Origin of the sequence: Lactobacillus hominis DSM 23910 = CRBIP 24.179 (assembly GCF_000296835.1) — a bacterium.
Taxonomy (GTDB): domain Bacteria; phylum Bacillota; class Bacilli; order Lactobacillales; family Lactobacillaceae; genus Lactobacillus; species Lactobacillus hominis.
On record NZ_CAKE01000013.1, the window covers coordinates 26,067 to 52,561 of the forward strand.

At 37.3% G+C, this 26,495-nt stretch carries 23 protein-coding genes and 1 other annotated feature; of the genes, 8 read left to right on the forward strand and 15 right to left on the reverse strand.

The genetic code is table 11. From position 1 onward, the window contains the following. Nucleotides 1-30 precede the first annotated feature (30 nt). The 5 genes from BN55_RS05845 to glpK all read right to left on the reverse strand — a co-directional run bounded on the left by BN55_RS05845 (nt 31) and on the right by glpK (nt 6,886). Nucleotides 31-1,752, reverse strand: a complete 1,722-nt coding sequence (locus BN55_RS05845; RefSeq protein ID WP_008471027.1) for a glycoside hydrolase family 13 protein — start codon at nt 1,750-1,752, stop codon at nt 31-33. Nucleotides 1,753-1,777: 25 nt separating this feature from the next. After that, complete coding sequence (locus BN55_RS05850) at nt 1,778-3,433, reverse strand: glycoside hydrolase family 13 protein (protein ID WP_008471028.1); 1,656 nt, start codon at nt 3,431-3,433, stop codon at nt 1,778-1,780. 109 nt (nt 3,434-3,542) lie between these two features. Then, complete coding sequence (locus tag BN55_RS05855) at nt 3,543-4,493, reverse strand: LacI family DNA-binding transcriptional regulator (protein ID WP_008471030.1); 951 nt, start codon at nt 4,491-4,493, stop codon at nt 3,543-3,545. 75 nt (nt 4,494-4,568) lie between these two features. Beyond that, nucleotides 4,569-5,345: a tyrosine-protein phosphatase gene (locus BN55_RS05860; protein WP_008471031.1), complete on the reverse strand. Its 777-nt coding sequence runs from the start codon at nt 5,343-5,345 to the stop codon at nt 4,569-4,571. A 44-nt stretch (nt 5,346-5,389) separates the two neighbouring features. Then, nucleotides 5,390-6,886 (reverse strand): glycerol kinase GlpK, encoded by a 1,497-nt coding sequence (glpK, locus tag BN55_RS05865; RefSeq protein ID WP_008471032.1) that lies wholly within the window; start codon nt 6,884-6,886, stop codon nt 5,390-5,392. 154 nt (nt 6,887-7,040) lie between these two features. Here glpK and thiD point away from each other — a divergent pair, with 154 nt between their 5' ends. The 7 genes from thiD (at nt 7,041) to BN55_RS05900 (ending at nt 14,839) form a co-directional block, all read left to right on the forward strand. Beyond that, nucleotides 7,041-7,856, forward strand: coding sequence for a bifunctional hydroxymethylpyrimidine kinase/phosphomethylpyrimidine kinase (gene thiD, locus BN55_RS05870; RefSeq protein WP_008471033.1), 816 nt, complete (start codon nt 7,041-7,043; stop codon nt 7,854-7,856). 154 nt (nt 7,857-8,010) lie between these two features. Then, complete coding sequence (locus BN55_RS05875) at nt 8,011-8,694, forward strand: type 1 glutamine amidotransferase (RefSeq protein ID WP_008471034.1); 684 nt, start codon at nt 8,011-8,013, stop codon at nt 8,692-8,694. Further along, nucleotides 8,675-10,060: an APC family permease gene (locus BN55_RS05880; protein ID WP_040469399.1), complete on the forward strand. Its 1,386-nt coding sequence runs from the start codon at nt 8,675-8,677 to the stop codon at nt 10,058-10,060. The genes BN55_RS05875 and BN55_RS05880 overlap by 20 nt, the downstream gene beginning before the upstream one ends. Before the next feature lie 224 nt (nt 10,061-10,284). After that, nucleotides 10,285-11,121, forward strand: coding sequence for an Rgg/GadR/MutR family transcriptional regulator (locus BN55_RS05885; protein ID WP_008471037.1), 837 nt, complete (start codon nt 10,285-10,287; stop codon nt 11,119-11,121). 230 nt (nt 11,122-11,351) lie between these two features. Continuing rightward, on the forward strand, nt 11,352-12,557 hold the full coding sequence (locus tag BN55_RS05890; RefSeq protein WP_008471039.1) for a glycoside hydrolase family 73 protein: 1,206 nt from the start codon (nt 11,352-11,354) through the stop codon (nt 12,555-12,557). 77 nt (nt 12,558-12,634) lie between these two features. Further along, complete coding sequence (locus tag BN55_RS05895; RefSeq protein WP_008471040.1) at nt 12,635-13,195, forward strand: SLAP domain-containing protein; 561 nt, start codon at nt 12,635-12,637, stop codon at nt 13,193-13,195. 219 nt (nt 13,196-13,414) lie between these two features. Further along, complete coding sequence (locus tag BN55_RS05900; RefSeq protein ID WP_008471041.1) at nt 13,415-14,839, forward strand: SLAP domain-containing protein; 1,425 nt, start codon at nt 13,415-13,417, stop codon at nt 14,837-14,839. A gap of 75 nt (nt 14,840-14,914) precedes the next feature. Here the strand turns inward: BN55_RS05900 and BN55_RS05905 are convergent, their stop codons facing one another. After that, entirely contained in the window at nt 14,915-15,337 is a 423-nt protein-coding gene (locus BN55_RS05905) for a hypothetical protein (RefSeq protein ID WP_008471042.1), read from the reverse strand. Between the two features lie 9 nt (nt 15,338-15,346). Further along, entirely contained in the window at nt 15,347-16,261 is a 915-nt protein-coding gene (locus tag BN55_RS05910) for a DMT family transporter (protein WP_008471043.1), read from the reverse strand. 112 nt (nt 16,262-16,373) lie between these two features. Then, nucleotides 16,374-16,624 (forward strand) — a binding site (T-box leader). Between the two features lie 59 nt (nt 16,625-16,683). On the opposite strand from BN55_RS05910, the gene asnA reads away from it, so the two are divergent. After that, a complete protein-coding gene (gene asnA, locus BN55_RS05915; RefSeq protein WP_008471044.1) occupies nt 16,684-17,694 on the forward strand; it encodes an aspartate--ammonia ligase in 1,011 nt (336 codons plus the stop codon). A gap of 66 nt (nt 17,695-17,760) precedes the next feature. Here asnA and BN55_RS05920 read toward each other — a convergent pair whose 3' ends face one another. The 8 genes from BN55_RS05920 to BN55_RS05955 form a co-directional block, all read right to left on the reverse strand. Continuing rightward, a complete protein-coding gene (locus tag BN55_RS05920) occupies nt 17,761-19,161 on the reverse strand; it encodes an APC family permease (protein ID WP_008471045.1) in 1,401 nt (466 codons plus the stop codon). Between the two features lie 17 nt (nt 19,162-19,178). Beyond that, nucleotides 19,179-19,904 (reverse strand): gamma-glutamyl-gamma-aminobutyrate hydrolase family protein, encoded by a 726-nt coding sequence (locus BN55_RS05925; RefSeq protein ID WP_008471046.1) that lies wholly within the window; start codon nt 19,902-19,904, stop codon nt 19,179-19,181. Between the two features lie 75 nt (nt 19,905-19,979). Beyond that, nucleotides 19,980-21,377 (reverse strand): amino acid permease, encoded by a 1,398-nt coding sequence (locus BN55_RS05930; protein WP_008471048.1) that lies wholly within the window; start codon nt 21,375-21,377, stop codon nt 19,980-19,982. Beyond that, the gene (locus BN55_RS05935) at nt 21,367-22,770 is read right to left on the reverse strand and encodes an amino acid permease (protein WP_008471049.1); all 1,404 of its coding nucleotides are present in this window, start codon (nt 22,768-22,770) and stop codon (nt 21,367-21,369) included. Before BN55_RS05935 ends, BN55_RS05930 begins: the two co-directional genes overlap by 11 nt. 156 nt (nt 22,771-22,926) lie before the next feature. Continuing rightward, nucleotides 22,927-23,301 carry a DUF956 family protein gene (locus tag BN55_RS05940; protein ID WP_008471051.1) on the reverse strand — a complete coding sequence of 125 codons (375 nt, stop codon included), beginning with the start codon at nt 23,299-23,301 and terminating at the stop codon, nt 22,927-22,929. 62 nt (nt 23,302-23,363) lie between these two features. Beyond that, a complete protein-coding gene (locus BN55_RS05945) occupies nt 23,364-24,284 on the reverse strand; it encodes a PTS system mannose/fructose/sorbose family transporter subunit IID (RefSeq protein ID WP_008471053.1) in 921 nt (306 codons plus the stop codon). 23 nt (nt 24,285-24,307) lie between these two features. Then, nucleotides 24,308-25,117, reverse strand: coding sequence for a PTS mannose/fructose/sorbose transporter subunit IIC (locus BN55_RS05950; protein ID WP_008471054.1), 810 nt, complete (start codon nt 25,115-25,117; stop codon nt 24,308-24,310). 12 nt (nt 25,118-25,129) lie between these two features. Next, complete coding sequence (locus BN55_RS05955; RefSeq protein ID WP_008471055.1) at nt 25,130-26,137, reverse strand: PTS sugar transporter subunit IIB; 1,008 nt, start codon at nt 26,135-26,137, stop codon at nt 25,130-25,132. Nucleotides 26,138-26,495: the final 358 nt, after the last annotated feature.

A 26,495-nucleotide genomic window follows, 5' to 3' on the forward strand; every position in this document is an offset into this window, starting at 1 on the left:
ATCAGGCTAAGCCTGATCTTTCGCGGTATATCAACCTTTTACAATAACAAAACCATCCGGTTTTAGGTAACCGCTTTCGTAATTTTGTCCTAAAAGCGGATCAGCGTCTAGTTTTACATCTTGCTCAGTTGTATTAAACAAAGCCGTCAAATCCTCGCTACCACGGCGTTTCACCGCAATTAATCTGTCCTTTGTTACAGATAACAAAACGCTTCCACGACCCAGAGTTTCGCTATGCTTACGACGAAATTCAATTAGTTTATGAACTCGCTCCCAAACAGGGCCATCTTCTTTAGACCAATCCATTGGCTTGCGACAATCTGGATCGTTTCCACCACTCATCCCCATTTCAGTTCCGTAGTAAATACATGGACTGCCTGTTTGCATAAACATAAATGTCAATGCTTGCAAGGCTAAATCTTGATTACCATTAGCAACAGTTAAAATACGAGCTGTGTCGTGACTGTCGAGCATATCCATCATTGCTTGATTGGTCATATCACGATAAAGCATTAATTGATCAGTTAAGTGTTCAACCAGCTCTTGTGAATTTTGTTTATGACTGAAGAAATGATCTTCAATTTGCAAAGTATATGGGTAATTCATGACGCCACTAAATTCATCACCGTTAAGCCATGGCCGAGCTGAGTGCCAAATCTCTCCTACGATATAAAAATCAGGCTTAATTTTGACTAACTCATCATGAAATCTCTTCCAGAAATGGTGATCAACTTCATTAGCAACGTCTAAACGCCAAGCATCAATGTCAAAGTATTTTACCCAATATGTCGCAATTTCTAATAAGAAATCTTGTACTTCAGGATTAGCTGTGTTGAGTTTAGGCATATGCTTTTCAAAAGCAAAAGTTTCATAATTAGGCTCGCCTTCACCTTTACTTGGATCGCGATAAGGTTCAACTGGATAAGAACTAATGTGGAACCAGTCTTTAAAGCGCGATTTTTCGCCATTTTTGACAACATCTTGCCACTGCATTGATTGATCGCCTAAATGGTTAAAGACAGCATCAAGCATCACTTTAATGCCGCGCTTATGAGCTTCATTGACCACTTTAGCAAATAAATCTTTATCGCCAAAAGCTGGATCAATTTGCAAGTAATCGATTGTATCGTATTTATGGTTAGAACTTGCCTTAAATACGGGACAGAAGTAAATTCCGTTAATACCCAATTTTTGTAAATAATCTAAATGATCAAGCACTCCTTGCAAATCTCCACCATAAAAGTCTTCTCGACCGGGATGATCTTCAGGATTCCATGCTTTAGTACCTGCTGGGTCATTACTCTTATCACCATTAGCGAATCTTTCTGGAAAAATTTGATACCAAACAGTATCTTTGACCCAATCAGGGGTTTTCACCATATCAATTTCATGTAAATATGGCAGTTTGAAATATGAACTATCAGAATTTAAATTGGTTTCGTTAAAATCGCTAATTCCGCGATCGCCCACGATTTTATGGCTGCCATCTTTACCAATTACTTCAAAAGTATATTTAATGCGGTGATATGGCGCCTTTAAAGTTGCAGCCCAGTGATCGCTGACTTGACCGACACCGACTTTTTTCATTTCAATGCTTTCATCGCTTTGCGTTGGCATGTAATTATCAGTATAGTGAATGATTACCTTTTCAACATCATCTTTTGCACTATGAAAACGTACGCGAACATGGCTGTGATCAATTGCAAAACAATCTTCGCTTTCAGTTTGGTGGCGTAATGCGGCTAATTGCATACTTTTTTCTCCTTAAAATAAATTATTATTTTGCTAAAACTACTCCAGCATAAGGAGTGAGTTCTAACTTATTTTGTTTTATATCGTACTTGCCTGCAGCTAGAAGTTCTTTTTCATAACCATCAGGTAAATTAATTTCTTGAGTTTGATTACTTAAGTTAACAGCAACAAGGGCACTTTGGTCGTGATAGTCACGCTGGTAAACATAGCTATTTTTATCGGTAGCTAAAAGATAGTATCTTCCTTTTTCAAACAAGTCAGTCTTTTTAAGCTTGATCATCTGCTTGTAGAAATTTAGCATACTTTTACTATCTAATATTTCGTCAGCAACATTGGCTTGATCTAACTTTTTACCAACCAGCCATGGCTTAGCAGAGCTAAAGCCGTAATTTACTTTGTTTTTCCATGGCATTGGATTGCGAGCTGGCAATTTATGAGTTTGACTAACCATATCTAGAGCCTGTTTTTCAGATTTACCGGCTGATTTAGCACTTTTAATGAATTCATCTACAGTTTCATCTTTAAAATCAGCGCTGTTTTCAAACTCTAAATTCTTAAGGCCCAATTCTTCACCGTAATAAATGACGGGAATTCCGCGTTGCAGATACATGAGCATTGCTAAAGAGCGAGCTTGTGTATCATTATGGGCAACTCTGGTAGCCAGACGCGCCATATCATGATTATTCCAATATAAAGTTGGCTGCGAAATTCCTGCTAAAGTCTGCTGCCAAATAGCTTGATTCTGCTTAAATGCTGTAAAATCAAATTTCTTTGGCTGATACTGACTGCTAAAACTCTTATCAACTTGGCTGTCATCTTCAGTAAAGTATCTAAAAGTAATAACGCTATCCATTAAGTGGTTTCTCTTGCTCGTATAATCAACGGCTAAGTTAACGCTGGCACTAGCAGCTTCGCCTAAAAGCAAGGTATCAGGATACTTAGCTTTGATTTCTTCACAAAATGGACGCATCCATTCTTGTACTTGCGGTAAATTTGCAAAAAATCCTTCTGCAACAACCGAATTTTGGCTATTATCTGCAGTTGGATAATTTTGTCTCAAATCTGCTTTAGCAATATGGATAAAGGCATCTAAACGCAAGCCATCGATTCCTTTATCCAGCCAATACTCGGCAATTTCAAGCATCGCATGACGTACTTCTGGATTTTTCCAGTTTAAATCAGGCATTCTCTTATCAAATAAGTGAAAATATGATTGTCCTGTACCAGCTGGATCCGGCTCCCAAACGCTGCCTCCAAAAAAACTACCCCAATTATTGGGTCTTTGATTATTTTCGCCGGCAAAAATGTAGTAATCGCGATAAATACTATTAGGATTCTTGATTGCGTCTTGAAACCATGGGTGCTGGTCTGAAGTATGGTTCAAGACAAAATCCATAATTACTTTAATGCCTGCTTGATGTAAATCTTTAATTAAGTTATCCATATCTGCCATTGTTCCCATATGAGGATCTACAGCAAAATAATTCGAAACATCATAGCCATTATCTACTTGAGGCGAAACAAAAACAGGATTAAGCCAAACAGCATTGATTCCTAAATCTTTTAAATAAGGGATCCGTTGTCTAATCCCGTTTAAGTCACCTATTCCATCTCCATTAGAGTCTTGAAAAGACTTGGGATAGATTTGATAAATAACCGCTTTATCATACCAATGTGTCATAATTTTTCCTCCATAGCTTAATTTTAGCGGTAGCTATAAAGCGGTTTCAATAAATGATCAGCTGTTACCGGTATCAAAAAAGTCCAAGAATTTTCTTGGACTTTTATCTTTATCTTGTACTTTCTCGTTTAATTAATTCTGGTGGCATTAATAGTTCACCTTGAGCAGCGCCATTTTGTGCCACTTTTTGCAAAATCATAGTTGCTAGCGATTGTCCCAATTCAAAAATTGGCTGCTTAATTGTTGTTAACTTCGGATTAGACACCTGATCTAAAAATACGCCATCAAAACCAATTACGCCAAAGTCTTTAGGGATCTTTCCGCCTTTTTCTTGAATGGCACGCACTACGCCAACGGCAATGCGGTCGCTAGCGCAAATAAAACAAGTATCTGGCGCAAATTTTTTCCAGTTATTAGTAATAAAATCCTGCGCCTTGCGACTATGATTGGCTACACGAAAGATTCGCGGGATCTTTTTATACTTTTGTAAAGTGTTGATATAGCCAGCTTCACGCGAATATTCAAAGGGTTCTTTTTCATCGATTCCCATAAAAATAATTGATTGATAGTTTCTATCAATTGCATACTGCGTCGCAAGTTGATCGCCTAATTTGTTATCGGTATCAATAAAGTCATAGCCGTAACGATTTTCGCCAAATAAAACAAATGGCTTTTTTAACTTATCTAGCCAGTCCGAATCTGTTGCCCGCGCGCCAGTAATAATGTAACCATCGCAATTACCCTTATCTACATCAGCGGCATCTCTAACTAATTGCAAAGCAAATTGCTGTTTTTGCAAGCCTTGCGCAATGCCAAATAAAAGGTTCATATAATACGGTTCAGTCGTATCAATATCTTCCAAAATTACAAACTTCACTACATTAGTACGATTGCTTGCTAAAGCACTGGCTGCAGAATTAGGATGATAATTCAACCTATGCATTGCCTCTAAAACAATTTTTCTTAATTCGGGAGTTACTTGATTAGGATGATTAATAACTCGCGAAACCGTCATTTTAGACACATTAGCTTCTTTAGCTACATCAGAAAGCGTTGGCACAATAATTACCTCACAGAAATTTCAATTCTATACGATCTATCACAATACCATATTAACACTGATTTTTAGTAAAAATTATACCAAATATAATTTTCTAAAATCTACCAAATCTTGCCTTGAAAAACCTAATATTTTAGTAAAGTAATTTTCAAAACTGCCAAAACCATCATTGATTGTAGCAGTCACGCCTTTAATTGCTGTGCCTTCTCCTTGAGTCACATTCATCTGGTTAACAAGTTGGATCATTTCGGTGTCGCTAGGCATTTGCTTTTTTAGACCAAAACCATATAATTCATTGGTTAACAAGTAGTCTTTAGCAATCGTTTGATCATCAACGCCTAAGCCGGTTAAAATTAATGCACTCATCATCCCGGTGCGGTCTTTACCTGCGCTGCAATGATATACTAGTGCCTCGCTATCAGCTAGACTAAGCAGCTTACCAAAAACTTTGGCAAAAGCCTTTTGACTAGAAGGACTCAAAATTACATCTTGATAAATTTGCCCCAAATAAGAATTCATCTCAGGAATATGGTGGAAAAACTTATATAGTGGTCGCTTTTCATCCACGAAATTACCACCATGACCTTCGCTATAAACATGACAATCTTCAAAGTCTACATTTTTCCATAAGCGATCTGGGGCCATATCTTGTTCATTAGTTGAACGCAAATCGCAATCAACCGTAACCTTCATTTGCTCTAATTTCTCTTGGTCTTCTGGGGTTAGCGAACTCAAAGAATCAGAACGATAAATTTTATTCCATTTAACTTTTTGACCATGATTATTCTCATAGCCGCCTATATCGCGAAAATTAACAGTACCATCTAAAGCAATTAAACGTTGATGCGTCATTTATCTCACCTGCTTTGAACTAATCATTCTAACTTTATTGTAGCCTATTTATGCTTAAAAAGCTGAGTTGCACGCACCGCAGTTAACCAGCCTTGATATAGGTCTTGACGCGCTGTTTCATCCATTTTAGGTTCAAAATCTCTACCTATTTTAAAGACTTGTTTTAATTCATTTAAATCGCGCCAGTATCTCGTCGCAAGTCCTGCTAAAAAGGCTGCTCCTAAACTCGTCGTTTCTAAAATCTGTGCTCTTTCAATTGGCGTATTTAAAATATCAGCCTGAAATTGCATCAAATAATTATTATTTGAAGCTCCGCCATCAACGCGCAAAGCCTTAATTTTAATGTCGGAATCTTTTTCCATAGTATCGACTACATCGCGAGTTTGATAAGCCAGTGACTGCAGTGTTGCCTTAATTAAATCATTGCGGTCAGTTCCGCGTGTAATGCCAAAAATTGCACCGCGTGCCTGCGCATCCCAATAAGGCGCACCTAGCCCAGTAAAAGCAGGCACCACATAAACTTCATTATTTGATTTTGACTCTAAGGCATATTTTTCAGAATCAGCTGCATCTTTGAAAAAGCGCATTGAATCGCGCAACCACTGAATTGCACTGCCGGCCACAAATACTGAACCTTCTAGTGCATAAGTTACGTTACCATTCAAAGCATAGGCAATCGTAGTTAATAAATTATGATTTGAAGTCGTCGGATTTTGACCAGTATTCATCACAATAAACGATCCTGTACCGTATGTATTTTTAACCATACCAGGCTCTAAAGCAAGTTGACCTATTAAAGCTGCTTGTTGATCGCCAGCTACGCCACTAATGGGAACAGTGCCTCCGAAGAAGTGATAAGGAATAGTGTAGCCATAAATTTCTGAATTGGATTTTACTTCTGGCAAAATTTGGGCAGGAATATTTAACAAGCGCAAAATATCTTCATCCCACTGTAAAGTATGAATATTAAACAGCATCGTCCGCGAAGCATTGGTAAAGTCAGTCGCATGAACGCGACCATTAGTTAATTTCCAAATTAGCCAAGTATCAATCGTCCCAAATAAAAGCTCGCCTTTTTCTGCACGCCGCTGCGCTCCAGCAACATGGTCCAAAATCCAGCGAATTTTAGTTGCGGAAAAATATGGATCAATGATCAAGCCCGTTTTTTGGCGAATCATTTCGCCTAGATCTTGCTTAATTAAATTTTCAGCTAATTCATTAGTTTGTCGCGACTGCCAAACAATCGCATTATAAATGGGCTCGCCAGTTTTTTTATCCCAAATTACGGTTGTTTCGCGCTGGTTGGTAATCCCAATTGAAATAACTTGCTCAGGACGAATATGCGAATTAATAAAGGCCTGGGCAATTGTTGATTGCACCGCATTCCAAATCTCGTTAGGATTGTGTTCTACCCATCCAGGATGAGGAAAGTATTGTGGAAATTCGCATTGGGCTTCCGTGATTTTTTGGCCTTGATGATCAAAAATAATTGCTCGCGTCGAAGTTGTCCCTTCATCCAGGGCCATAATAAATTGCTGCATATTTTTCTCTTTTCTACTATTATATAAACCTCATTATGATCTTTTTTGAGGGATCTTTAAATATCATCTTTTGACAAAGCATTTTATTTAAAGAGAATTCATGTTAATCTTATAATGTTTACATAGCAAAAAGCTAGTTGGAAGGAGTCGAATTATGATCAAAGAACATATTGAAGCAGTAACAATTGCTGGTAATGACAGCGATGGCAGCGCTGGTATGCCTGCTGACTTACATGCCTTTTATGCACGCAGCGTTTACGGAATGGGAATTTTAACTGCTGCAGTAGCTGGTAACTCCCAAGGAATTTTTGCTCAAGAATTAATGCCAGTTGATTTCATTAAAAAGCAATTCGAAGTTTTAAATGATGATTTTGAAATTAAAGCTGTTAAAACTGGAATGCTTGCTAATAAAGAAATCATCCATGCCGTAGCTGAAGAATTAAAAAATGTTAAATGGCCTAATGTAGTGTTAGACCCAGTAATTATTACTAAGCACGGAGCAACGCTATTATCTGATGATGCCTACCAAGCATTTTTAGATGAATTATTGCCACTAGCTACAATTATTACGCCGAACTTTTATGAAGCACAAAAATTAACTGGCCTAGAATTAAAAGATGAAGAAGAAATCAAACGCGGAGCCCAAATGTTGCAAAACATGGGAGCAAGCAACGTTTTGATTAAAGGTCGCCACGACGGCAATCAAGATCAAGTTAAAGACTACTTACTATTATCTGATAGTAGTGAAAAATGGTTTACTAAGCCATACTTTAAGACAGATCGAGTAAATGGCACCGGCGATACTTTATCGGCAGTAATTACGGCTGAACTTGCTAAGGGCAATTCAGTAGAACACGCAGTAGAAATTGCCAAAGACTTTACTTACGAAGCAATTTCTCACCCAATTAACATTGGCTCTAAGTGGGGCCCAATCAACCACTTGAAAGCTCAAGAAGAAATGAATAATTAAACTTTTGCCATTACTTAGGTAATGGCTTTTTTTTACTTGTTTAAATTGGGCAATTATGCGAAAATTAGATTAATTTTAATATTTTTTCAATTTTTGAGTGCCATCCCCTTTTTGGGTTATACTTTTATCATGAACAATAGTAAGGATGATACACATGGCAGATAAATTAATTAAGGTTGCTTACCTTTACGAAGATTTGATGAATACTTACGGCGACTCTGGCGACGTTAAGGTCTTGAAGTTTTTGCTTGCTAAAAAAGGATACGATACGCAAGTAGACAATATTTCTTTAGATGATGAATTTGACGCAAATGATTATGACTTTGTCTTTTTCGGTGGAGGACAAGACTTTGAACAAACGGTCGTAGCTAAAGACTTACCTCGCCACAAAGACACAATTGAAAAATATATCAATGCTGGAAATCCTATGCTCTGCATCTGCGGTGGCTATCAATTAATGGGATCATACTATAAAACCAACTCTGGCGTTACTATCAAAGGTTTAGACATCTTGCCGCTTCATACAGTTTTTAAAGCTGACAAGCGAATGATCGGCGATACCCGCTATATGACTGAATGGGGCGAAGTGAAAGCTTTTGAAAACCACTCCGGTCAAACTTACTTTGATGACACTGACAAGTTGCATCCCTTCGGCGAAATGATCGAAGGATATGGCAATAATCCCCAAGACAAACAAGAAGGTCTGCGCTACAAGAATATGATTGGTTCTTATTCTCACGGACCTTTACTTAAAAATGTCAACGTTGCCAATGCCATTGTAGAGATGATTTTAAATCGACATGAGGAACGAACAAATAATGAAGTTGAATCTGTTTAGAAAAGAAAGCCTCCAGCGTTATCTCGGTACTGATAAGCACTTTGTCAAAACGCTAGGGGCTTTTGACTTATTAACCTTAGGAATTGGAGCCGTAATTGGAACCGGTATTTTCATCTTACCTGGAACAGTTGCTGCAACTGAAGCAGGCCCCGGCGTTACATTATCATTTATTGTTGCCGCTGCTGTGTGTGCATTATGCAGTATGTGTTATGCGGAACTGTCTTCAAGCATCCCCGTTGCCGGAAGTGCTTATTCATACGGCAACATCTTATACGGCGAAGTTATCGGCTGGATCTTAGGCTGGGCGCTAGTTTTAGAGTATATGTTATCAGTAGCTGCTGTTTCATCAGGATGGGCCGCTTACTTTAACTCGCTATTAAATAGTTTTGGGCTGCATATCCCGCACTTTTTAGAAGGACCTTATGATCCGTCTCATGGAACTTATATCAATCTTTGGGCAGTTATCAGCGTGATTTTGATTGCAGTCCTGCTTTCACGTGGGATGAAATCTTCAATGAAGTTCAATAATGCCGCCGTAATTATTAAGATTGCGATTATCTTCATCTTTATTGCAGTCGGCTTATTCTTCATTAAACCTAAGAACTATCAGCCATTTACTCCATTTGGCGCAAACGGCGTGCTTCATGGAGCTACGACAGTGTTCTTTGCATTTTTAGGATTCGACGTAGTATCTTCATCAGCTGCCGAAGTTAAAAATCCTAAAAAGAATATGCCAATCGGTATCATTGGAACTTTAATCATCGCTGCAGTTTTATATATGGGCGTATCTGTCGTCTTAACTGGGATGGTCAACTACAAGCAATTGGACGTAGCCAATCCTGTAGCTTATGCACTCAAGATGGTAAATCAGGGCTGGATCGCCGACTTACTTTCATTGGGTGCAATTGTTGGAATGAGTACGATGATGCTATCAATGATTTATTCATCATCGCGTTTGATCTATTCTATTGGTCGTGACGGATTATTACCTAGCTTTTTAGGCAAGATCGATAAAAGCGGGCTCCCTGAAAATGCACTCTGGATTGTCACGATCATCATCGCCTTAATGGGAGGATTATTCTCACTTGATGAATTAACTAGCTTAGTATCTATCGGAACGCTACTAGCATTTACTTTTGTTTCATTTGGCGTAATTTTACTACGTAAGCGCAAGGATATCCCTGAAGGGAACTTCCGCGTGCCACTTTATCCATTCATTCCGATTCTTTCAGGATTAGCCTGCATAGGGATGATGTGTTTCTTACACGCCAAAACATACCTATTTGCTGGAATTTGGTTTGCAGTCGGACTTTTGATTTACTTTGTTTATGGATATCGACACAGTAAGCTGAACAAGGTGCGATAGTTATTAAGCTTTTGATATACTTGCATATGTTAAAATAGACTTAGCGATTGGCTAAGTCTATTTTTTAAATTATTTAGTATTTGTTTGATTAATTTGGTGGGTTGCTGGTGGTAGGAAGAAGAATTTGTCAGCTCCTACCCTGCGTGGAATCACATACAATAGACTAAAAAATACTATTAATCCTGATAAAACTTTTATTTTTTTCATTTAGAAAGGTCCTTTCTATGTTCGGAAAAGAATTTAAAAAATTGCGTAATGAACAACATATATCACTTACTAAAGCGGCAGAAAACGTAACAGCGCCTTCTACTCTTTCACGCTGGGAAAATGGGCAAATTGAGATGCGCTTTGATCAAGTTCTTGAACTCTTAAATAATATTCACATTTCTCCACTTGAGTTTATCTCAATCACATCATTTTCCAGTCATACACCATTTATTGAAGAGATTGATAAAGCAGTTAAAGCAAATAATTCTTTAGAATTGAAACAGTTGTATTCTAAGTGGATAAAAATATATGCTACAACATTAAACATTGACGATCTATTCAACGCTGCAATGGCAGCCAATTTTTATTCTTCTTTAACTAATATTGACCTTTTACCTTCAAAATATGTAAAAAAGCTTGAAACTATTTTTTCGGATATTACATATTGGAATCATTACTATATTAGTCGTTTTGGAAATTGTTTAGATTTACTTTCTCCACGCGCAATTTATGGATTGTCTATTCTGATTGTCAATAATATTTCAGAAACTAAAAATTCTGGTTATGAATATTTTATTGACACTTTTGATACTCTACTAAATGCTCTTACATCATTAATAGAAACAGATCCAGCTAAAGCCACAAAGTTAAGTAAAAAGATGAGTTCAATTTCTTTATCGAAATATTCTTTGTACTTAGATATACAGAAGCAATTTTTAGATGCTATTCTACTCTACAAAGCTACTAACAATAAACAACGTGTACTAGAAATTTTAAATGCAGTTGAAGCTCTTCATAGAGCCGATTTCTATGAAGAACTTAAAAATATTTTTAACTTTTTGACTAATGTTTAAATAACGTTATTAAACGTTAATAAAGATAACATCAATTAAAATAATAGAATTTTAGATTTTGCATTTCTGCAAAATCTTTTTTATTTTCAACTTATTTCTTTATATTTGGATATTTTTAGCCCTTTTACACAATATTCATTCCAAATCTGCAAAACAATCTAATGTGTATTTTCAAATCTGCAATAATTCTCGCTGTAACTTATATTAACTAAAAAATGAGGAGAAAAATTATGAAGTTAACCAACAAGTTTATCGGAATTTCAGGTGCCACTTTAATGGCTTTATCTGCATTTAATGCTACAGCTTCTTCAGTATTCGCTGAAACAACTGCTAATAATGGTGCTGAAGTAGAAAATACCATTAAAGAAAAACAAGCTGATGAAAAAGCTACTAAACAAAATGACAAACAAACTGTTAGCGTAAACAAAAACTCATCTATTGGACCTGGTTACTACAGTTCTAATGCTGGATTCCAAAACATTGCTCAACCATCTATCTTTATGAGTTTTTACATGGCTTCATATCAAACTAACTTCTTGAATCAAATTAAAGCAGGAGCATTAGCAAGTAAGGCAAAAGGTGTTCTTCCATCAATTACTGCTGCTCAAGCTATTATCGAAAGTGGTTGGGGAACATCAAAATTATCAACTCTCGGTAACAACTTATTTGGTATTAAAGGTTCATATAACGGACAATCTATTACATTCCCTACATCAGAATATGCTCCAGGTCGTGGTTATTACACTATCAACGCAGCCTTTAGAAAATATCCATCCTGGTCTGCTTCAGTAGAAGATCACGCTAACTTCTTTATTGATAATCCACGCTACCATAATATTCTCGGAAAGACCGACTACCATGAAGTAGCTCGCTTAATTCAACAAGACGGTTATGCAACTGCACCGAATTACGCTGCACAACTTATTAATGCTATCGATACTTACGGCTTAGCTGCTTGGGATCATGAAGCAGGTGGTAGCGCCGTAGCTTCCACACCTGTAGGAACTGTTCCAGAACCAGAACAAATTGCACAAATTGTCTACAAACCTGGGTATGGTGTCTTAGCCTTCCAAAATACTGGTAAATCAATTGCCGGTAGTAATTACAAATTTAAAGACGGTACTCGCTGGAAAGTCGTTAATACTAAAGTAATTAATGGCGAAGAAATGTACTTAGTTGGTAATAATACTTATATTCCTAAAAAATATACCAGCCACTATGACAATGGAATTATTACAATTCACTATCAACCAAATTATGGTGTAAATGCATTGCACGCCGATGGTACTCAAGTTCAAGGATCTAATAAAGTATTTAAGACTGGTACCCGTTGGAACGTTAAGTACACGAGAGTAATTAATGGCGAAATTTGTTATCTTGTAGGTAACGATGAATACATCCCTAAGAAATATACTCAATGGGGCAAAGGTGAATAACTACCTCATTTAGCTTGCATTTATTGCTATACGCTTTAGAATTAAGAGTGAATACAGATTTATTTAGGAGGTTTATTATGAAATATACCAAGTTTTTAGTCGCAGGGCTTGCCTTTCTTAGCTTAGGTGCAATCAGCGCACCAGCTGTTCATGCTTCTTCAGCATCAACAACGATTACCGATCGAAAGCCTGATTTACAAGGCATTGCTAGAGTTACTTATAAGACTCCAATTGTAGTTTGGGCTCAACCAGGTCAACATCCTATTAACAAATATCTTCCTAGAAATAGTGGATGGAAATACTTCAAAGTTGTTCAAACTGCCGATGGTCAATATTGGTACAACTTAGGTGGTAATCAATGGATTCCATCTCGCTATGTTAACTATGGTCAAGATCCTGGCATTGGCTTTATCGCTCCTACAGTTAACAAAAATACTGTAGTTACTGTCACAAACCCTAAAGGTACACGCATTTATAAAAATGCTGAACTTGCCGGTGGTACTAAGACTGCTGCTACTTCTAGAGTTTTACCACAAGGTTCAAGTTGGAAAGTCTTTAATTCAATTAATTACGGCGTTCCATACTACAACCTTGGCGGTAATCAATGGGTATCGGCCTTAGATGTTAAAGTAAGATAAGCAACAAATAAAGAGCAGAAAATTGTCCTGCTCTTTATTTAATTCCTCCAACATAAATTGATTTTCATAGCCCCTTGTTTTTCAATTATTAAATAAATTTAAAAAGTTTAAAGCAATACTATATTTTTTAAAATAACTTTAATTGTATGTTGCAATTTTCCCTAAAAAGAGTAGACTAACAATGAAATTTGTAACTGTATTAAAAGGAAGAATGTAATTATGAACTCAAAGAAATCTCTCGCTCTTGGCGTTGGTATTTGCGCATTAGCCTTAACAGCTGTAGCAACCCCAGTGAAGGCTGCTGATACTACTGCTCAAAGCACAATCACTCAAACTTACCAACCCAAGACGCAAAATGTTACTATCAACTATAAAGCTGACTTTGGTATTGCCGTTTGGTTACAACCAGGTAAAAATGTAATACCTGGTAAATTTGTTCCAGGTCAATCTACTGTTAAAGTAGCTGGAAGCCAATTGGTTAACGGCCATACCTGGTACTTATTAGCTGACAACTCAGGCTGGATTGATGGCTCATACGTAAAGATTGAAGCTTCTGCTCCAGCTAAGACCACAACTACAACTAACAAGACTACCAACACTAACACCAATACTAAAACTGATACTACTAAGACTCCTGCAAAGAGCGACAGTAAGACTGTCTACGCTGATGAAATCGTAACTGCTAGCAGTAACGGCGCTGTTGTTTACTCAGCACCTAGTGCAGCAGCTAAGACTAGCCGTACTTTAGCTAAAGGCTCTAACTGGAAGTCATTCTACCGCGTTGAAAATGGCTCAACTTGGTACAACTTAGGTGGTAACCAATTCGTATTAGCAAGCGACTTAGCAACTAAGAACACATCTTCAACTGCTAAAGAAAACAAACCTGCTGATACTAAGAAAGATACTACTAAGACTAACACTACTTCAGATAAGAATGTAACTGTTGTAGCAAGCAAGATTGTTAAAGTTGACAACGCTAAAGGTGCTGTAATTTACAGCAAGCCAACTACCACTGCTAAGACCAGCCGCGTTCTTCCAAATGGTTCTCGCTGGAAGACTTTCTTACAAACTGATAATGGCATGTTATGGTACAACCTTGGTGGTAACCAATGGGTATTAGCAAGTGATTTAGACGCTTCAACTTCTACTAAGAAGGATACTACCAAGACTAATAATTCCAATAACAGTGGTTTTACTGACTACTCAAAAGTTCACCAAGGAACTGGCACTGTAACTGTTCACTACAAGCCAGGTTACGGTATCGCCGTTTGGTCACAACCAGGTAAAAACGCAATTCCTGGCAAGTACTTAAAGCACGGTACTTCTTGGAAATACTTCAAGTATGTAAATGTTAACGGCACAATTTGGTACAACTTGGGTGGTAACCAATGGGTTTCTGGTCAATACTTAATTAATAAGAATCCTGAAGGCATTGCAAGATACAATTACCTTTCAAACTTCACAGTTAAGATCTCAAACCCTAAAGGTGCTAAAGTTTACGCTGATCCAAACTCCGGTATCACAACTGGACGCGTTCTTCCAAAGAACAGTAACTGGAAAGCTTACCAAGTGCTAGGCAACGGCGATCGTTGGTACAACCTTGGTGGTAACCAATGGGTTATGCAAGAAGATACTTGGAACTAATTAAATCCTAGATACAAAAAGATCCTGAAACTCTACAATTAGAGAATTTCAGGATTTTTTCTTCGCCTAAAAATTTTACTTAAGACGATTTTTAACTAATAGTACAATGCCAATAATTACGGCAATTTCAGGAATCAACGCTTGCGTCCAAACTAAAGGTCGATGCCACAAGATCACCATGGCAATAATCCCAGACAACGTCAAAATAACTCCTAAATTACCCAAATTATTTCTGTCAAACTTCTTAGGGACATGCATTATAAGCGAGCTAACAAATAAAATAGCGCCAATAATAATGAATATTGTAGCTAAAAAAGTTAAAACCGAATTTTCATCAAAATCATTTCTAACTGGCAATGCACTCAAAGCCAACACTGCGCCGCAAATCATGAAATTAATGCCAACCGTCCAGATACTAAAGTCAAAACTGAACGTCTTAAGACACAGATACGCAACTATCAAACAAATAATGATATTTATAAATACAAGCACTAACATCTTTATCCTCTATTCTTTTAGCGCAGTAGATTTATTCTTCTTTTTCGGTTGCCAGTTAAGTGCCAGCACTGCCAAAATAATCATTACCGACCCTACCCAATCAATTGGCACCATAGTTAAATTAAAGACAATTACTGAACCAATAGTCGCAGATACCGGTTCAAATGCATCAAGCAAACTTGCAGTAGATGGTTGAATGTAACGCAGCGATCCCATCATCCATTGGAATGGAATCAAAGTACCAATTACAATTACGCCAGCCATTAACCAAAATACATTTATATTATTTGGTAAGTGTGGCCATACAGGATGCACAATTAACAATGCAATTCCGGCAGATAGTAGTCCCCAGCCGGTCACAACCAAGCTTGAAGTATGATCAAGCAAGCGTCGCGGAATTAAAGTATTAGTAGCTACCCCAACTGCCGATAAAAAGCCCCAAAATAAGACGCTAGGCGACAAAGATAGTTGATTAAAGTGACCATGCGTAGCTAAGAAAAATACGCCGACAAAGGCTACAATAGCAGCTATAACATCAATTGCCCGCAGCACTTGGTGTTCAAAAACAACCATATAAAGCATCACAAAAAATGGTCCCACAAATTGCAAGATCGTCGCAATAGAAGCATTAGCCTGCTGCACTACTACGAAATAACAATACTGCACCGGCAATAATCCTAACAGTCCGTATGAAAAAACGGTAATGGCATCTTTTTTATTAGTTACGGTCTTTAATGGTTTTTTACCCGTCAATTGTGCGAAAACTAATAAAATTACTCCACTAACTATCATTCTTACTTGAGAAATCCAAATTGGCGTAATTTCGCTACTAATATTAAATAATCCACGCGCAAACAAGCCCGATATTCCCCAAAACACACAGGCCAATGCCGCTAAACAAGTCCACAATCTTTTTTTCGACATTAAATTCTCTCCTTAAAATCTTCCTTGTTCATATTAACAAAAATCTCAAATTAATTCTTGCAATATTTATCTGAATAAGTTTTAATATAATCAATACTTAATTCAAAGTTTTCTAAAAGCTATGAAAAAGACGAGTAAATAAACTATTCTTTCAGTGAGTTAACGTTAGTGCGAAGTTAGCAGACCCTGGTTTATCGAAAAACACTTTTTCTCGCTGCACACTGAAATAAATTTTCTTTAAACTAAGTGCTGCCGTCTTCGATACGTTATCTTATCGATAGAATATGATTGTATTCTATAAGCTGGTCTAGCAATGCTAGACAATTTAGGTGGTACCGCGGAAAAAAGCCTTTCGTCCTGAGAATTTCAGAAGCGAAGGGCTTTTTCTTTACTTCTAAATCTAATTAAAGAAGGAAAACATTATGGAACTCATTTTACCTAAAGACTATCGTCCCACATTAAACATTCGCGACACTGAAGCAGCAATTGTCTTTATTCGCGAAACTTTTCAAGATAAACTTGCTAGCATTTTAAACGTTCAAAGAATGTCAGCCCCAATGTTTGTCGAAAAAAATACCGGTTTAAACGACAACTTAAACGGCATTGAACGCCCAGTTGCTTTTGACATGAAAACAATGCCTGATAAGACAATCGAAGTTGTCCACTCTTTAGCTAAATGGAAGCGCCTAGCTCTTAAAAAGTACGGTTTTGGCATGCATGAAGGTCTTTACACCAACATGAACGCAATTAGACGCGATGAAGATTTAGATAACTTTCACTCCATTTACGTTGATCAATGGGATTGGGAAAAAGTAATTGCCAAAGAAGATCGTAATTTAGATTATCTCCAAGTAACAGTAACTAAGATTTTCCAAGCAATCAAAGAAACTGAAAAATTAGTGGCTGCTCGCTATCCTGGTTCAACTTACCGGTTAGCTGATCATGTTTCTTTCGTTACTACACAAGAGCTTGAAGATCGCTGGCCTGACTTAAGTCCTGATGAACGTGAAGATAAGATTGCTAAAGAAGAAAAAGCAGTCTTTATTATGAAGATTGGCGATAAATTAAAGCGTAGCGGCAAGGCACACGACGGTCGGGCACCAGACTATGATGATTGGCAACTAAACGGTGATTTAGTATTTTGGTATGAGCCACTTAACAGTAAAATTGAAATTTCTTCAATGGGAATTCGCGTAAGTGCCGAAAGTCTCCGCAGCCAAGTGGAAAAAGCTGGCGTAACTGAGCGCCTTAGCTTACCATTTCATAAGATGGTACTTAGCGGCGAATTGCCGTACTCTATCGGTGGCGGAATCGGTCAATCACGTTTATGCATGCTCTTATTAGGAAAAGCTCACATTGGCGAAGTTCAAGCCAGCATTTGGCCTAGCGACATGCTAGAAAAATGCGCTCAAGATCATATTGAAATTTTATAGAGAAAAAAAGCCGCACATATAGCGTAATTACTATATGTGTGGCTTTTTTAAATACCATTTTAAAAATTAATTATTTCTTTGACGTTCTTTTTTAGAAATTAAGAACATAATCGCTGGTAAAATAATAAATCCAAAGATCATCATCGCAATTGCGTACCAATTCAAACCAACAAATTCGCCCTTAGCGTTCATAATTCCGAATTGTGCACGCCAGTTGTATTCAACTAACAAGAAAATTACCAAAATAATTGAAACTACTGGAGCAACAACGTCAGTCCAAATATTCCTAGGAGCATCTAGAACTTGCTCTTTACTCTTACCACGGAAGAATTGGATAACAGCTAATGGAACAACAATGAATCCTAAGAAACGAACCATAGCACTTAAAGTGATCAAGTTAACCATGTTATATTCAAAGGCCATTGGAATTAAAATTGCCAAGCCTACAGAGATAAAGAAGGTTCTAATTGGAAAGTTATTCTTAGTTCTTTTAGTTAATGCCTTGGATAATTGATTTTCACGTGCCATGGCTTCCAAGATACGTGGAGCGTTAAAACTTGATGCCACGTTAATACCAAACATTGAAACAAGAGCACCAACCAAAATTACATCCCTTAAGATTTCGTTTTGGAAAATTGCGGCAATTGCAACTACTTGCTTAGTAGTCATTAATGCACGTGGGTTTAAGATCATGGCAACAGCAACTACGCCGATATAAACAATAGCAATTACAAGAATTGCCAGAGGAATTGCACGTGGCAAGTTCTTTTCTGGGTCTTGCATATCATCAGAACCTGAAGCAACAGATTCAAATCCAGTAAAGGCATAAAACGCAGATACTACAGCCATTACAAACCCAGTAGTAGTCAATGCTGGCACAATCTTTTGACCATTTTGGGTAAGTTGGTCAACTTCATTTAAATTGCTTGATGCACCAGTAGTAATTAACAAAATCACGCCGGCTACGATAATTAAAACTAAAGCGGCTAATTTACCAATAGTAGCCATGTTCATTACGTACTTTAAGACTTTTTGACCGAATAAATTAATAATGGTAATTACAGCCATCAAAATCAAAAAGCCCCAAGTAACGTTCCAATTATTATTAGGATTTCCACCAAAAATAGAAATAGTTGATTTAATAACCCCAACAGCCATTACTCCCCAGGCAACACTGGCTGAAAAGTAACGCAAAATTCCCATATAAAATCCAACGTTGTTACCAAATGCAGCTTTAGAATATGCATAAGCTGCACCTGATTTAGTAACATACTTAGCAGCGGCTGCAAAACTAATTGCAAGTACTGAGGCGATTAAAGCAGCAATAAGGTAAACAATTAAGGCTTTAGAGCCGGCTTGTTGTACAACGCTTCCGGGAGTTAAAAAGATTCCTGATCCAATAATAGCGTTAATAGCTAATAGTACTATGGACCAAAATCCTAGCTTATCATTTTCGCTCTTACTCATTTTCTAGCTTTCCTTCCTTATTTTTGCGCCTTATCAATAATATATTTGAATAAATTATTTTGATAAGAAACTACGCGGTGAAGCATTTCAGGATGCCATTGTACGGCAATAACTGATGCATCGTCGTTTTCGATTGCTTCTACTACCCCATCAACGCAACGTGCTGCTACTTTAAAATTAGGAGCAACTTTATCTACCAATTGATGGTGGAAAGAATTTGTTTGCAAACTCTCTTTTCCAAGCAAATTAGCAATCTTGCTGCCAGCTACTGTTTTAACAGTATGCGTAAGCAAAGTCGGTGTTTGGTCTTGATTATGCTTCAAAGTTTTTTCTTGACGATAGCTTAAATCTTGATAAAGAGTTCCGCCATGAGCTACATTAATAATTTGCATCCCGCGACAGATTCCAAGCACCGGAATTTTCTTTTCTTCGGCCAAACGAAGCAATTCCATATCAAATTGATCACGTTCAGGCCAAATATTGCCTAACTTTTGCTCTGGTTCTTGTCCATAATTATGAGGATCAACGTCATGACCACCAGATAAAATTAAACCTTGTACATGGTCTAACTGCTCTTTAATGACCTCTTTATCTTCGTTGAAAGGAATAATGTAAGGTATCCCACCATTTTGAACAACTGAATCAACATAGTCTTCATTAACATAACTACGACGATAGCCCGGAAAAATACCCCCATCATCAATAATTACTGAACCTGAAATTCCAATAAGTGGTTTTACCATAGTTAATTCCTCCCCATTTTTGTCTATACTTACTATACAAGAAAAGGCCACTTACTACAAGTAAGAAGGATATTTTTATTTTTCTGAGGACTTATTTTTTCTGTGACGAATTAAATAAACAGCTGTCGCTAAAATTAAAACTCCAGCTCCTACAGAAACTGACACTCGCGTTTCTGGGTTAATGAACATGAAGATTACAATTACGATAAGCATCGTAAAAGCAAAATAATTTGAGTATGGATAAAATGGCAACTTAAATGGATGCTTTTTCATCAGCTCAGGATTATGTCTTCTAAATTTCAATTCTGCAATCAAAATTACAAACCAAGCTACCATCCCAGGCAGAACTGAAGAACTATAAACGATAACAAATAATTCGCCCATACTCTTGTTTAAAGTAGAAACAACGTAGTTTAAGACAAAACCGATTAAAATACCGCTCGTAATACCAATAATTGCCCGATTTGGCACAATTCTCTTAGATATGTGACCAAATGTCTTTGGAGCTTCTCCATCGTGAGCTAATTTAAACAGCATTCTACTTGAAGAATAGATTCCTGAGTTTGCCCCAGATAAAGCAGCTGTTAAAACAACAAAGTTAATAATTCCTGCAGCTGCAGTAATTCCAACTTTAGTGAAAGTTTCTACGAATGGTGAGCCGATATTGCTTAATTGATCCCATGGATAAATCGTCACAATTACAAAAATTGCACCAACGTAGAAAATAAGAATACGCCATAAAACAGACTTAACGCTCTTAACAATAGCTTGTTGCGGATTGGCAACTTCGCCGGCAGAAATTCCGATTAATTCAATTCCCTCATATGATCCTACAATGATGGCCATTGAGAAAAAGAATCCTTTGGCTCCATTAGGGAAAAATCCCCCATGACTCCACAAGTTACTAAAACCAATCGGTACGCCGTGATTTCCTACCCCTAAAACAATGACCAGCATCCCTAAGATAATCATCAAAATGATAGTAACTACCTTAATCATGGCAAACCAGAACTCTAATGCGCCATAAGCTTTAGCACTTACTAAGTTCGCTAAGAGCAAGAATAGAATAATTATTATTCCAGACCAAAAGGCATTTACATTCGGCCACCAAAAGCGTAAATATTCAGTGGCAGCCACTACTTCTGAAATTCCTACAACAATATATTGAAAAACAGCTGCCCATTCAGCTAAATATCCTGCTAAAGGAGAAATATATTCTGTTGCATAGTCCGCAAATGATCCGGTACTAGGGTTCACATAAAGCATTTCCCCTAATGCTCGCATAACAATATATAAAATTATTCCGACAAAAATATAAGCTAATAATACAGATGGTCCCGTCCATTTAATAGTTGACGTCGATCCCATGAAAAGTCCAACACCGATTGCACCACCAAGTGAGATCATTTCCATCTGACGTGCCGTCATAGAGCGTTTTAACTTAGGAGCAGTAGATTTAGATTTATTCTCCATTTTCTATTTCTCCTTTACTGCTTTTACGGTGACGAATCAGATATACTACAGTTGCAATAATCAAAACTGCCCCACCAACTAACACAGAAACCCGAGTTTCTGGATTTATTAACATGAAAATCACAATTACAATGAGCATGACAAATGCAAAGTAATTTGAGTATGGGTAAAGTGGCAACCTAAATGGATGATTTTCTAATAAATATGGATTATTGCGACGAAAACGTAGCTCTGCCAGCAAAATCACAAACCATGGGATCATCCCCGGTAAAACAGAGGATGAAAAGACGATAACAAATAAATCTTGCGTCGACTTATTAATTGTCGCTGCAATCATATTTAAGATAAAACCAATTAAGATACCACCAGAAATCCCCATAATTGCACGACTAGGCACAATTCTTTTAGAAATATGACCAAATATCTTGGGAGCTTCTCCATCATGCGCTAACTTAAATAGCATTCTACTTGAAGAATAAATTCCCGAATTTGCTCCAGATAAGGCAGCTGTCAAAACAACGAAGTTAATTACACTAGCTGCTGCAGTAATTCCTACTTTGGCAAATGTAGTAACAAATGGAGAACCAATACTACTTAATTGGTCCCATGGATAGATTGTTACGATAACAAAAATAGCTCCAACGTAGAAAATAAGGATACGCCATAAAACAGATTTAACGCTCTTAACAATAGCTTGTTGCGGATTGGCAACTTCGCCGGCAGAAATTCCTAACAGCTCTATTCCCTCATACGATCCGACAATAATTGACATTGAGAAAAAGAATCCTTTTACTCCGCCTGTGAAAAAGCCACCATGGCTCCATAAGTTGCTGAAGCCAACTGCATGACCATGGTTACCAAAACCAAACAAAATAATCGCAAATCCCAAAATAATCATAATAATAATGGTAATTACTTTGATCATCGCAAACCAAAATTCTAATGAAGCATAGGCTTTAGCACTAGCTAAGTTAGCTAAAAGTAAGAATAAAATAATTATTATTCCGGACCAAAAGGCATTTACGTTTGGCCACCAAAAGCGCAAGTATTCGGTTGCGGCTACTACTTCTGACATCCCCACAACAATGTATTCAAATACATTCGCCCACTCTGCCAAATAACCTGCTAATGGATGAACATATTCAGTTGCATAGTCCGCAAATGAACCTGTGCCTGGGTTGACATAGAGCATTTCTCCTAATGCACGCATAACAATATACAGAATCAAGCCAACAAACATATAAGCTAATAATACAGATGGCCCTGTCCACTTAATGGTTGAGGTCGATCCCATAAAAAGTCCAACACCAATTGCGCCACCAAGTGAAATCATTTCCATTTGGCCAGCGGTCATTGATCGCTTTAATTGCGGCATTGACTTTTTATCTCTCATAAATTTCTAGTTCTCCTGTATGAATAAATCGACTTTTTGTGACAATATTAAAGACATTTTAATACAGGATGCGCTTTCTTGAAAAGACTTATTTATAATTAGCAAAAAAATTGCATAATACCTGTAATGTCTTTCAAGTATTATGCAATTTTTTAATTAGTTATTTCTAGTAAAAATTCGTTTTATTCCTCGACTAATGCCTTGGAAAAAGGTAAGCGATCTTACAATATCATCAGCTGGAATATGATTTCTCACTGCACGCAGCACCTTTTTATTATTTTTCGCAGAGAATCTAAACTGTCCATTTCTTTTAGTACGGATGATAAATCTCGGAATCCATCTATTAAAATAAACAGCTGCGATAGCTTTATCTACTTCGTTCCAAGGAATTTGAACATAATTATTAGGATTGCGATCATCATAATATTCAAATGCTTTATCGCCGATCATAATTTTCCCATTAGAACTTAAACCTACAAAATATGTTGCGCTAGTAACTAACTCAACCTTGGTATTCATAGACTTAACCATCTTATTGCCTCCCTGTTTATACAAAAAAAGTCTCACCTAACAGTGAGGCTTTTTATTATCAATTAAAGTAAACCTGCTACGTGAGCAAGAACACCTACAACGAAGATACCAATAATAATAACGATTGGTGAAACTTTCTTCTTCAATAACCACATACATAAGAAAGTTAAAAGTAATGCAGCTAAACCTGGAATTAATTGATCCAAGTTACTTTGAAGTGTAGTTTCCTTGAATGGAGTTAGAGCTTTACCCTTGCCTAAATTATATTGTAATAAAGCCTCTTTAATTCCATTAACACCACTAGGTAATTTGTCCCAGTGAATGTATTGTGAACTTTGCAACTTAACTTTAGAAATAACTGGAGTGAAGTTAATTGTTACCCAACGTTGAATCAAGGCACCAATAACGAACATACCCATCATTGAAGCACCACGGGTAACCTTTTGTAATAAACCACCTGAAGCGTCGTCAGTAATTTTAGTACCAGCACGGTAACCAAATTCTTGACTATACCACTTAACAGCCCAAGCCATAATGTTCCAGATAACGTAGAACAAAATTGGTCCTAATACGTTACCGGAAACAGCTAAAGCAGCACCCATGGCAGCTAAAATAGGTCTCATAGTGAACCAGAAAACAGGATCACCAACACCAGCTAAAGGCCCCATCATACCAACTTTAACACCGGAAATTGCGGCGTCATCGATATCTGCACCGTTAGCACGATCTTCTTCCAATGCTAAAGTAACACCGAAGATTGGGTTTGCCATAAATGGGTGAGTATTAAAGAATTCCAAGTGACGCTTCAAAGCTGCGGCACGGTCTTCTTTATTTTTATATAATTTCTTGATTGCTGGGATCATTGAGAAAACAAACCCACCGTTCTGCATTCTTTCGTAGTTGAATGATGCTAAAAGAAAGTAAGAACGTAATAAAACTTTTCTTCTATCGCTTTTTGATAAAGTAACTTTTTTATCAGCCATTTTACACCTCTCCTTGCTCTCTATTAATAATCATCCAAGATATCACCAAGTGGATCACCAGTATCACTGCTTGAACCACCGTTGCTTGAGCCATTACCGCCCTTACCTTCAAGAGATAAGTAAAGAATAGCTAAAACAACACCGATAATACCTAAACTGATCAAAGTTAATTCTTGAAGTGCAGCAAGTGCAAATCCAAGGAAGAAGAATGGCCATACTTCGCGACTAGCCATCATGTTGATAACCATTGCGTAACCTACGGCAACAACCATACCACCACCGATAGTCATACCTTGAGTTAACCATGCAGGCATAGATTCCAATCCTTGACGAACCAAGTTAGCTGGAATAGCTAATAATAAAGCAGCTGGGATAGCAACACGTAAACCTTGAAGAGATAAACCAATAAATTGCCATCTTTCAATAGACTTGTAGTTTGCTTCTTCTGCTTTTCTGTCCATAATATGAGCAATACCAACAGTAATGGTACGTACTAACATAGTTAAGAACAAACCAGCAACAGCTAAAGGCACAGCGATACCCATAGCAGTACCAATACCAGCTTCACCTTGTCCACCTTCAATTAAGATGATAGCAGCTGCAATACCAGCTAATGAAGCATCTGGTGCCATAGCAGCACCAACGTTAGCCCAACCCATTGCGATAAATTGCAATTGGCCACCTAGCATAACGCCTAATTCCAAGTGTCCAGTTACCAAACCAATAAGTGAACAAGCTACTAATGGTTGGTAAGTTTCCATTTGATCCATAACACTAGAACACCCAACGATAAAGGCAACTAATATTACAAGGATCATTTGAATACCATTCATTGATTAATCCCCCTAGTTTTTCTTTTCAGCTAAAAGTTTTTCAGCTTTGTCTACTAATTCGTTGATATCTGCCGGCTTATCACCAGGAACACCACGAACATCAAACTTAACGCCCATTTTTTCAAGTTCTTTGATTGCATCAATATCTTGTTGATCAAATGAAAGAGCCTTAGTAACGTTAACTTTTCCATCTTTATAAGCAGATGAACCTAAGTTAATTTCTTTTAATGGCACGCCAGCCTTAACAGCTGCTAATGCGTCTTCGACAGTTTCAAATAATAATAAAGCACGTGTGTCACCGAAGCGAGGGTCTTTTTCAACTTCAACCATCTTCTTCAATGGAACAACGTGAGCATGTACACCAGCAGGTGCAGCTTGCTTAATCATATTTTTACGTAAGTTGTCTTTTGAAACCTTATCAGAAACAACAATAATTCTATTTGGATTAGTAGTCTTAGTCCAACCAGTCGCAACTTGTCCGTGCAATAGACGAGTATCAACACGTGCTAAAACGTGCTTAATATGTCCGTCGCCTAAAACAGTACCTGGTGCAATTGCGCCTTTAGATTGGCTCTTTTCTGGTGCCTTTTTAGCTTCAGCTTTTGGAGCTTCCTTTGGCATTAAATCTTCTGGGATAGTCTTAATACCATCTTTACCAGGCTTAACAATACCTTTAGCAATTTCATGGGCATTGTCACTTGCCAATCTTTGACCTAAAGCTTCAATAACCATTGGTAAGTTCATACCTGAAACAATTGCCCAAGTATCTTTATGCTTACCAACTAAGTCATTAGCTTGATTGAATGGAGTTCCTCCCCATAAGTCAACGATGAAAAGAACTTGTTCTTGATCGTCAAAAGATGCTACTGCATCTTCCATTTTTTTATGAATGTCATCAGGACCTTCATCTGGCTTCAAAATAACATGAGCCAAATTTTGTTGTGGTCCAAAAATCATTTCAGCCGATTGGAAGATTCCGTCTGCGAATCCACCGTGACTGGCTAGAACGATTCCAACCATAAATACTTCCCCCTTATTTAGTCGGCATCTAAAAATGTGTTAGCGTTTTCTTAATTAGGTTTAAAATAAAAGTCTGTGACTTCCCCAAATCATTCAGACCAATATGATAAATTACAATTAAAAATATGCATATACACCTTTAACCCTTGATGCACAAGCATTAAAGCTAAACATAACAATGAAAGTATAACAAATATAAGCACTTAAAAAAAGCCCATATTAACAAAAAGTTTACTTTTTTGTCATAAAAAATTAAAAAGAGGAAAAAACGCAAAGTCTCTTCCTCTTCCTAGCTTTCCTTCTTACTCCGGCTGTCAGACTCGAACTGACGACAACCTGATTAACAGTCAGGTGCTCT

What these genes read in the sequence shown, in the direction of transcription:
- asnA (WP_008471044.1), top strand. Translation starts at nt 16,684, where the DNA reads ATGGAACTCATTTTACCTAAAGACTATCGTCCCACATTAAACATTCGC.
- BN55_RS05885 (WP_008471037.1), top strand. Translation starts at nt 10,285, where the DNA reads ATGTTCGGAAAAGAATTTAAAAAATTGCGTAATGAACAACATATATCA.
- glpK (WP_008471032.1), bottom strand. Translation starts at nt 6,886, where the DNA reads ATGCAGCAATTTATTATGGCCCTGGATGAAGGGACAACTTCGACGCGA.
- BN55_RS05850 (WP_008471028.1), bottom strand. Translation starts at nt 3,433, where the DNA reads ATGACACATTGGTATGATAAAGCGGTTATTTATCAAATCTATCCCAAG.
- BN55_RS05890 (WP_008471039.1), top strand. Translation starts at nt 11,352, where the DNA reads ATGAAGTTAACCAACAAGTTTATCGGAATTTCAGGTGCCACTTTAATG.
- BN55_RS05955 (WP_008471055.1), bottom strand. Translation starts at nt 26,137, where the DNA reads ATGGTTGGAATCGTTCTAGCCAGTCACGGTGGATTCGCAGACGGAATC.
- BN55_RS05845 (WP_008471027.1), bottom strand. Translation starts at nt 1,752, where the DNA reads ATGCAATTAGCCGCATTACGCCACCAAACTGAAAGCGAAGATTGTTTT.
- BN55_RS05940 (WP_008471051.1), bottom strand. Translation starts at nt 23,301, where the DNA reads ATGGTTAAGTCTATGAATACCAAGGTTGAGTTAGTTACTAGCGCAACA.
- BN55_RS05950 (WP_008471054.1), bottom strand. Translation starts at nt 25,117, where the DNA reads ATGAATGGTATTCAAATGATCCTTGTAATATTAGTTGCCTTTATCGTT.
- BN55_RS05925 (WP_008471046.1), bottom strand. Translation starts at nt 19,904, where the DNA reads ATGGTAAAACCACTTATTGGAATTTCAGGTTCAGTAATTATTGATGAT.
- BN55_RS05880 (WP_040469399.1), top strand. Translation starts at nt 8,675, where the DNA reads ATGAAGTTGAATCTGTTTAGAAAAGAAAGCCTCCAGCGTTATCTCGGT.
- BN55_RS05900 (WP_008471041.1), top strand. Translation starts at nt 13,415, where the DNA reads ATGAACTCAAAGAAATCTCTCGCTCTTGGCGTTGGTATTTGCGCATTA.
- BN55_RS05945 (WP_008471053.1), bottom strand. Translation starts at nt 24,284, where the DNA reads ATGGCTGATAAAAAAGTTACTTTATCAAAAAGCGATAGAAGAAAAGTT.
- BN55_RS05875 (WP_008471034.1), top strand. Translation starts at nt 8,011, where the DNA reads ATGGCAGATAAATTAATTAAGGTTGCTTACCTTTACGAAGATTTGATG.
- BN55_RS05930 (WP_008471048.1), bottom strand. Translation starts at nt 21,377, where the DNA reads ATGGAGAATAAATCTAAATCTACTGCTCCTAAGTTAAAACGCTCTATG.
- BN55_RS05920 (WP_008471045.1), bottom strand. Translation starts at nt 19,161, where the DNA reads ATGAGTAAGAGCGAAAATGATAAGCTAGGATTTTGGTCCATAGTACTA.
- BN55_RS05860 (WP_008471031.1), bottom strand. Translation starts at nt 5,345, where the DNA reads ATGACGCATCAACGTTTAATTGCTTTAGATGGTACTGTTAATTTTCGC.
- BN55_RS05895 (WP_008471040.1), top strand. Translation starts at nt 12,635, where the DNA reads ATGAAATATACCAAGTTTTTAGTCGCAGGGCTTGCCTTTCTTAGCTTA.
- BN55_RS05910 (WP_008471043.1), bottom strand. Translation starts at nt 16,261, where the DNA reads ATGTCGAAAAAAAGATTGTGGACTTGTTTAGCGGCATTGGCCTGTGTG.
- thiD (WP_008471033.1), top strand. Translation starts at nt 7,041, where the DNA reads ATGATCAAAGAACATATTGAAGCAGTAACAATTGCTGGTAATGACAGC.
- BN55_RS05935 (WP_008471049.1), bottom strand. Translation starts at nt 22,770, where the DNA reads ATGAGAGATAAAAAGTCAATGCCGCAATTAAAGCGATCAATGACCGCT.
- BN55_RS05905 (WP_008471042.1), bottom strand. Translation starts at nt 15,337, where the DNA reads ATGTTAGTGCTTGTATTTATAAATATCATTATTTGTTTGATAGTTGCG.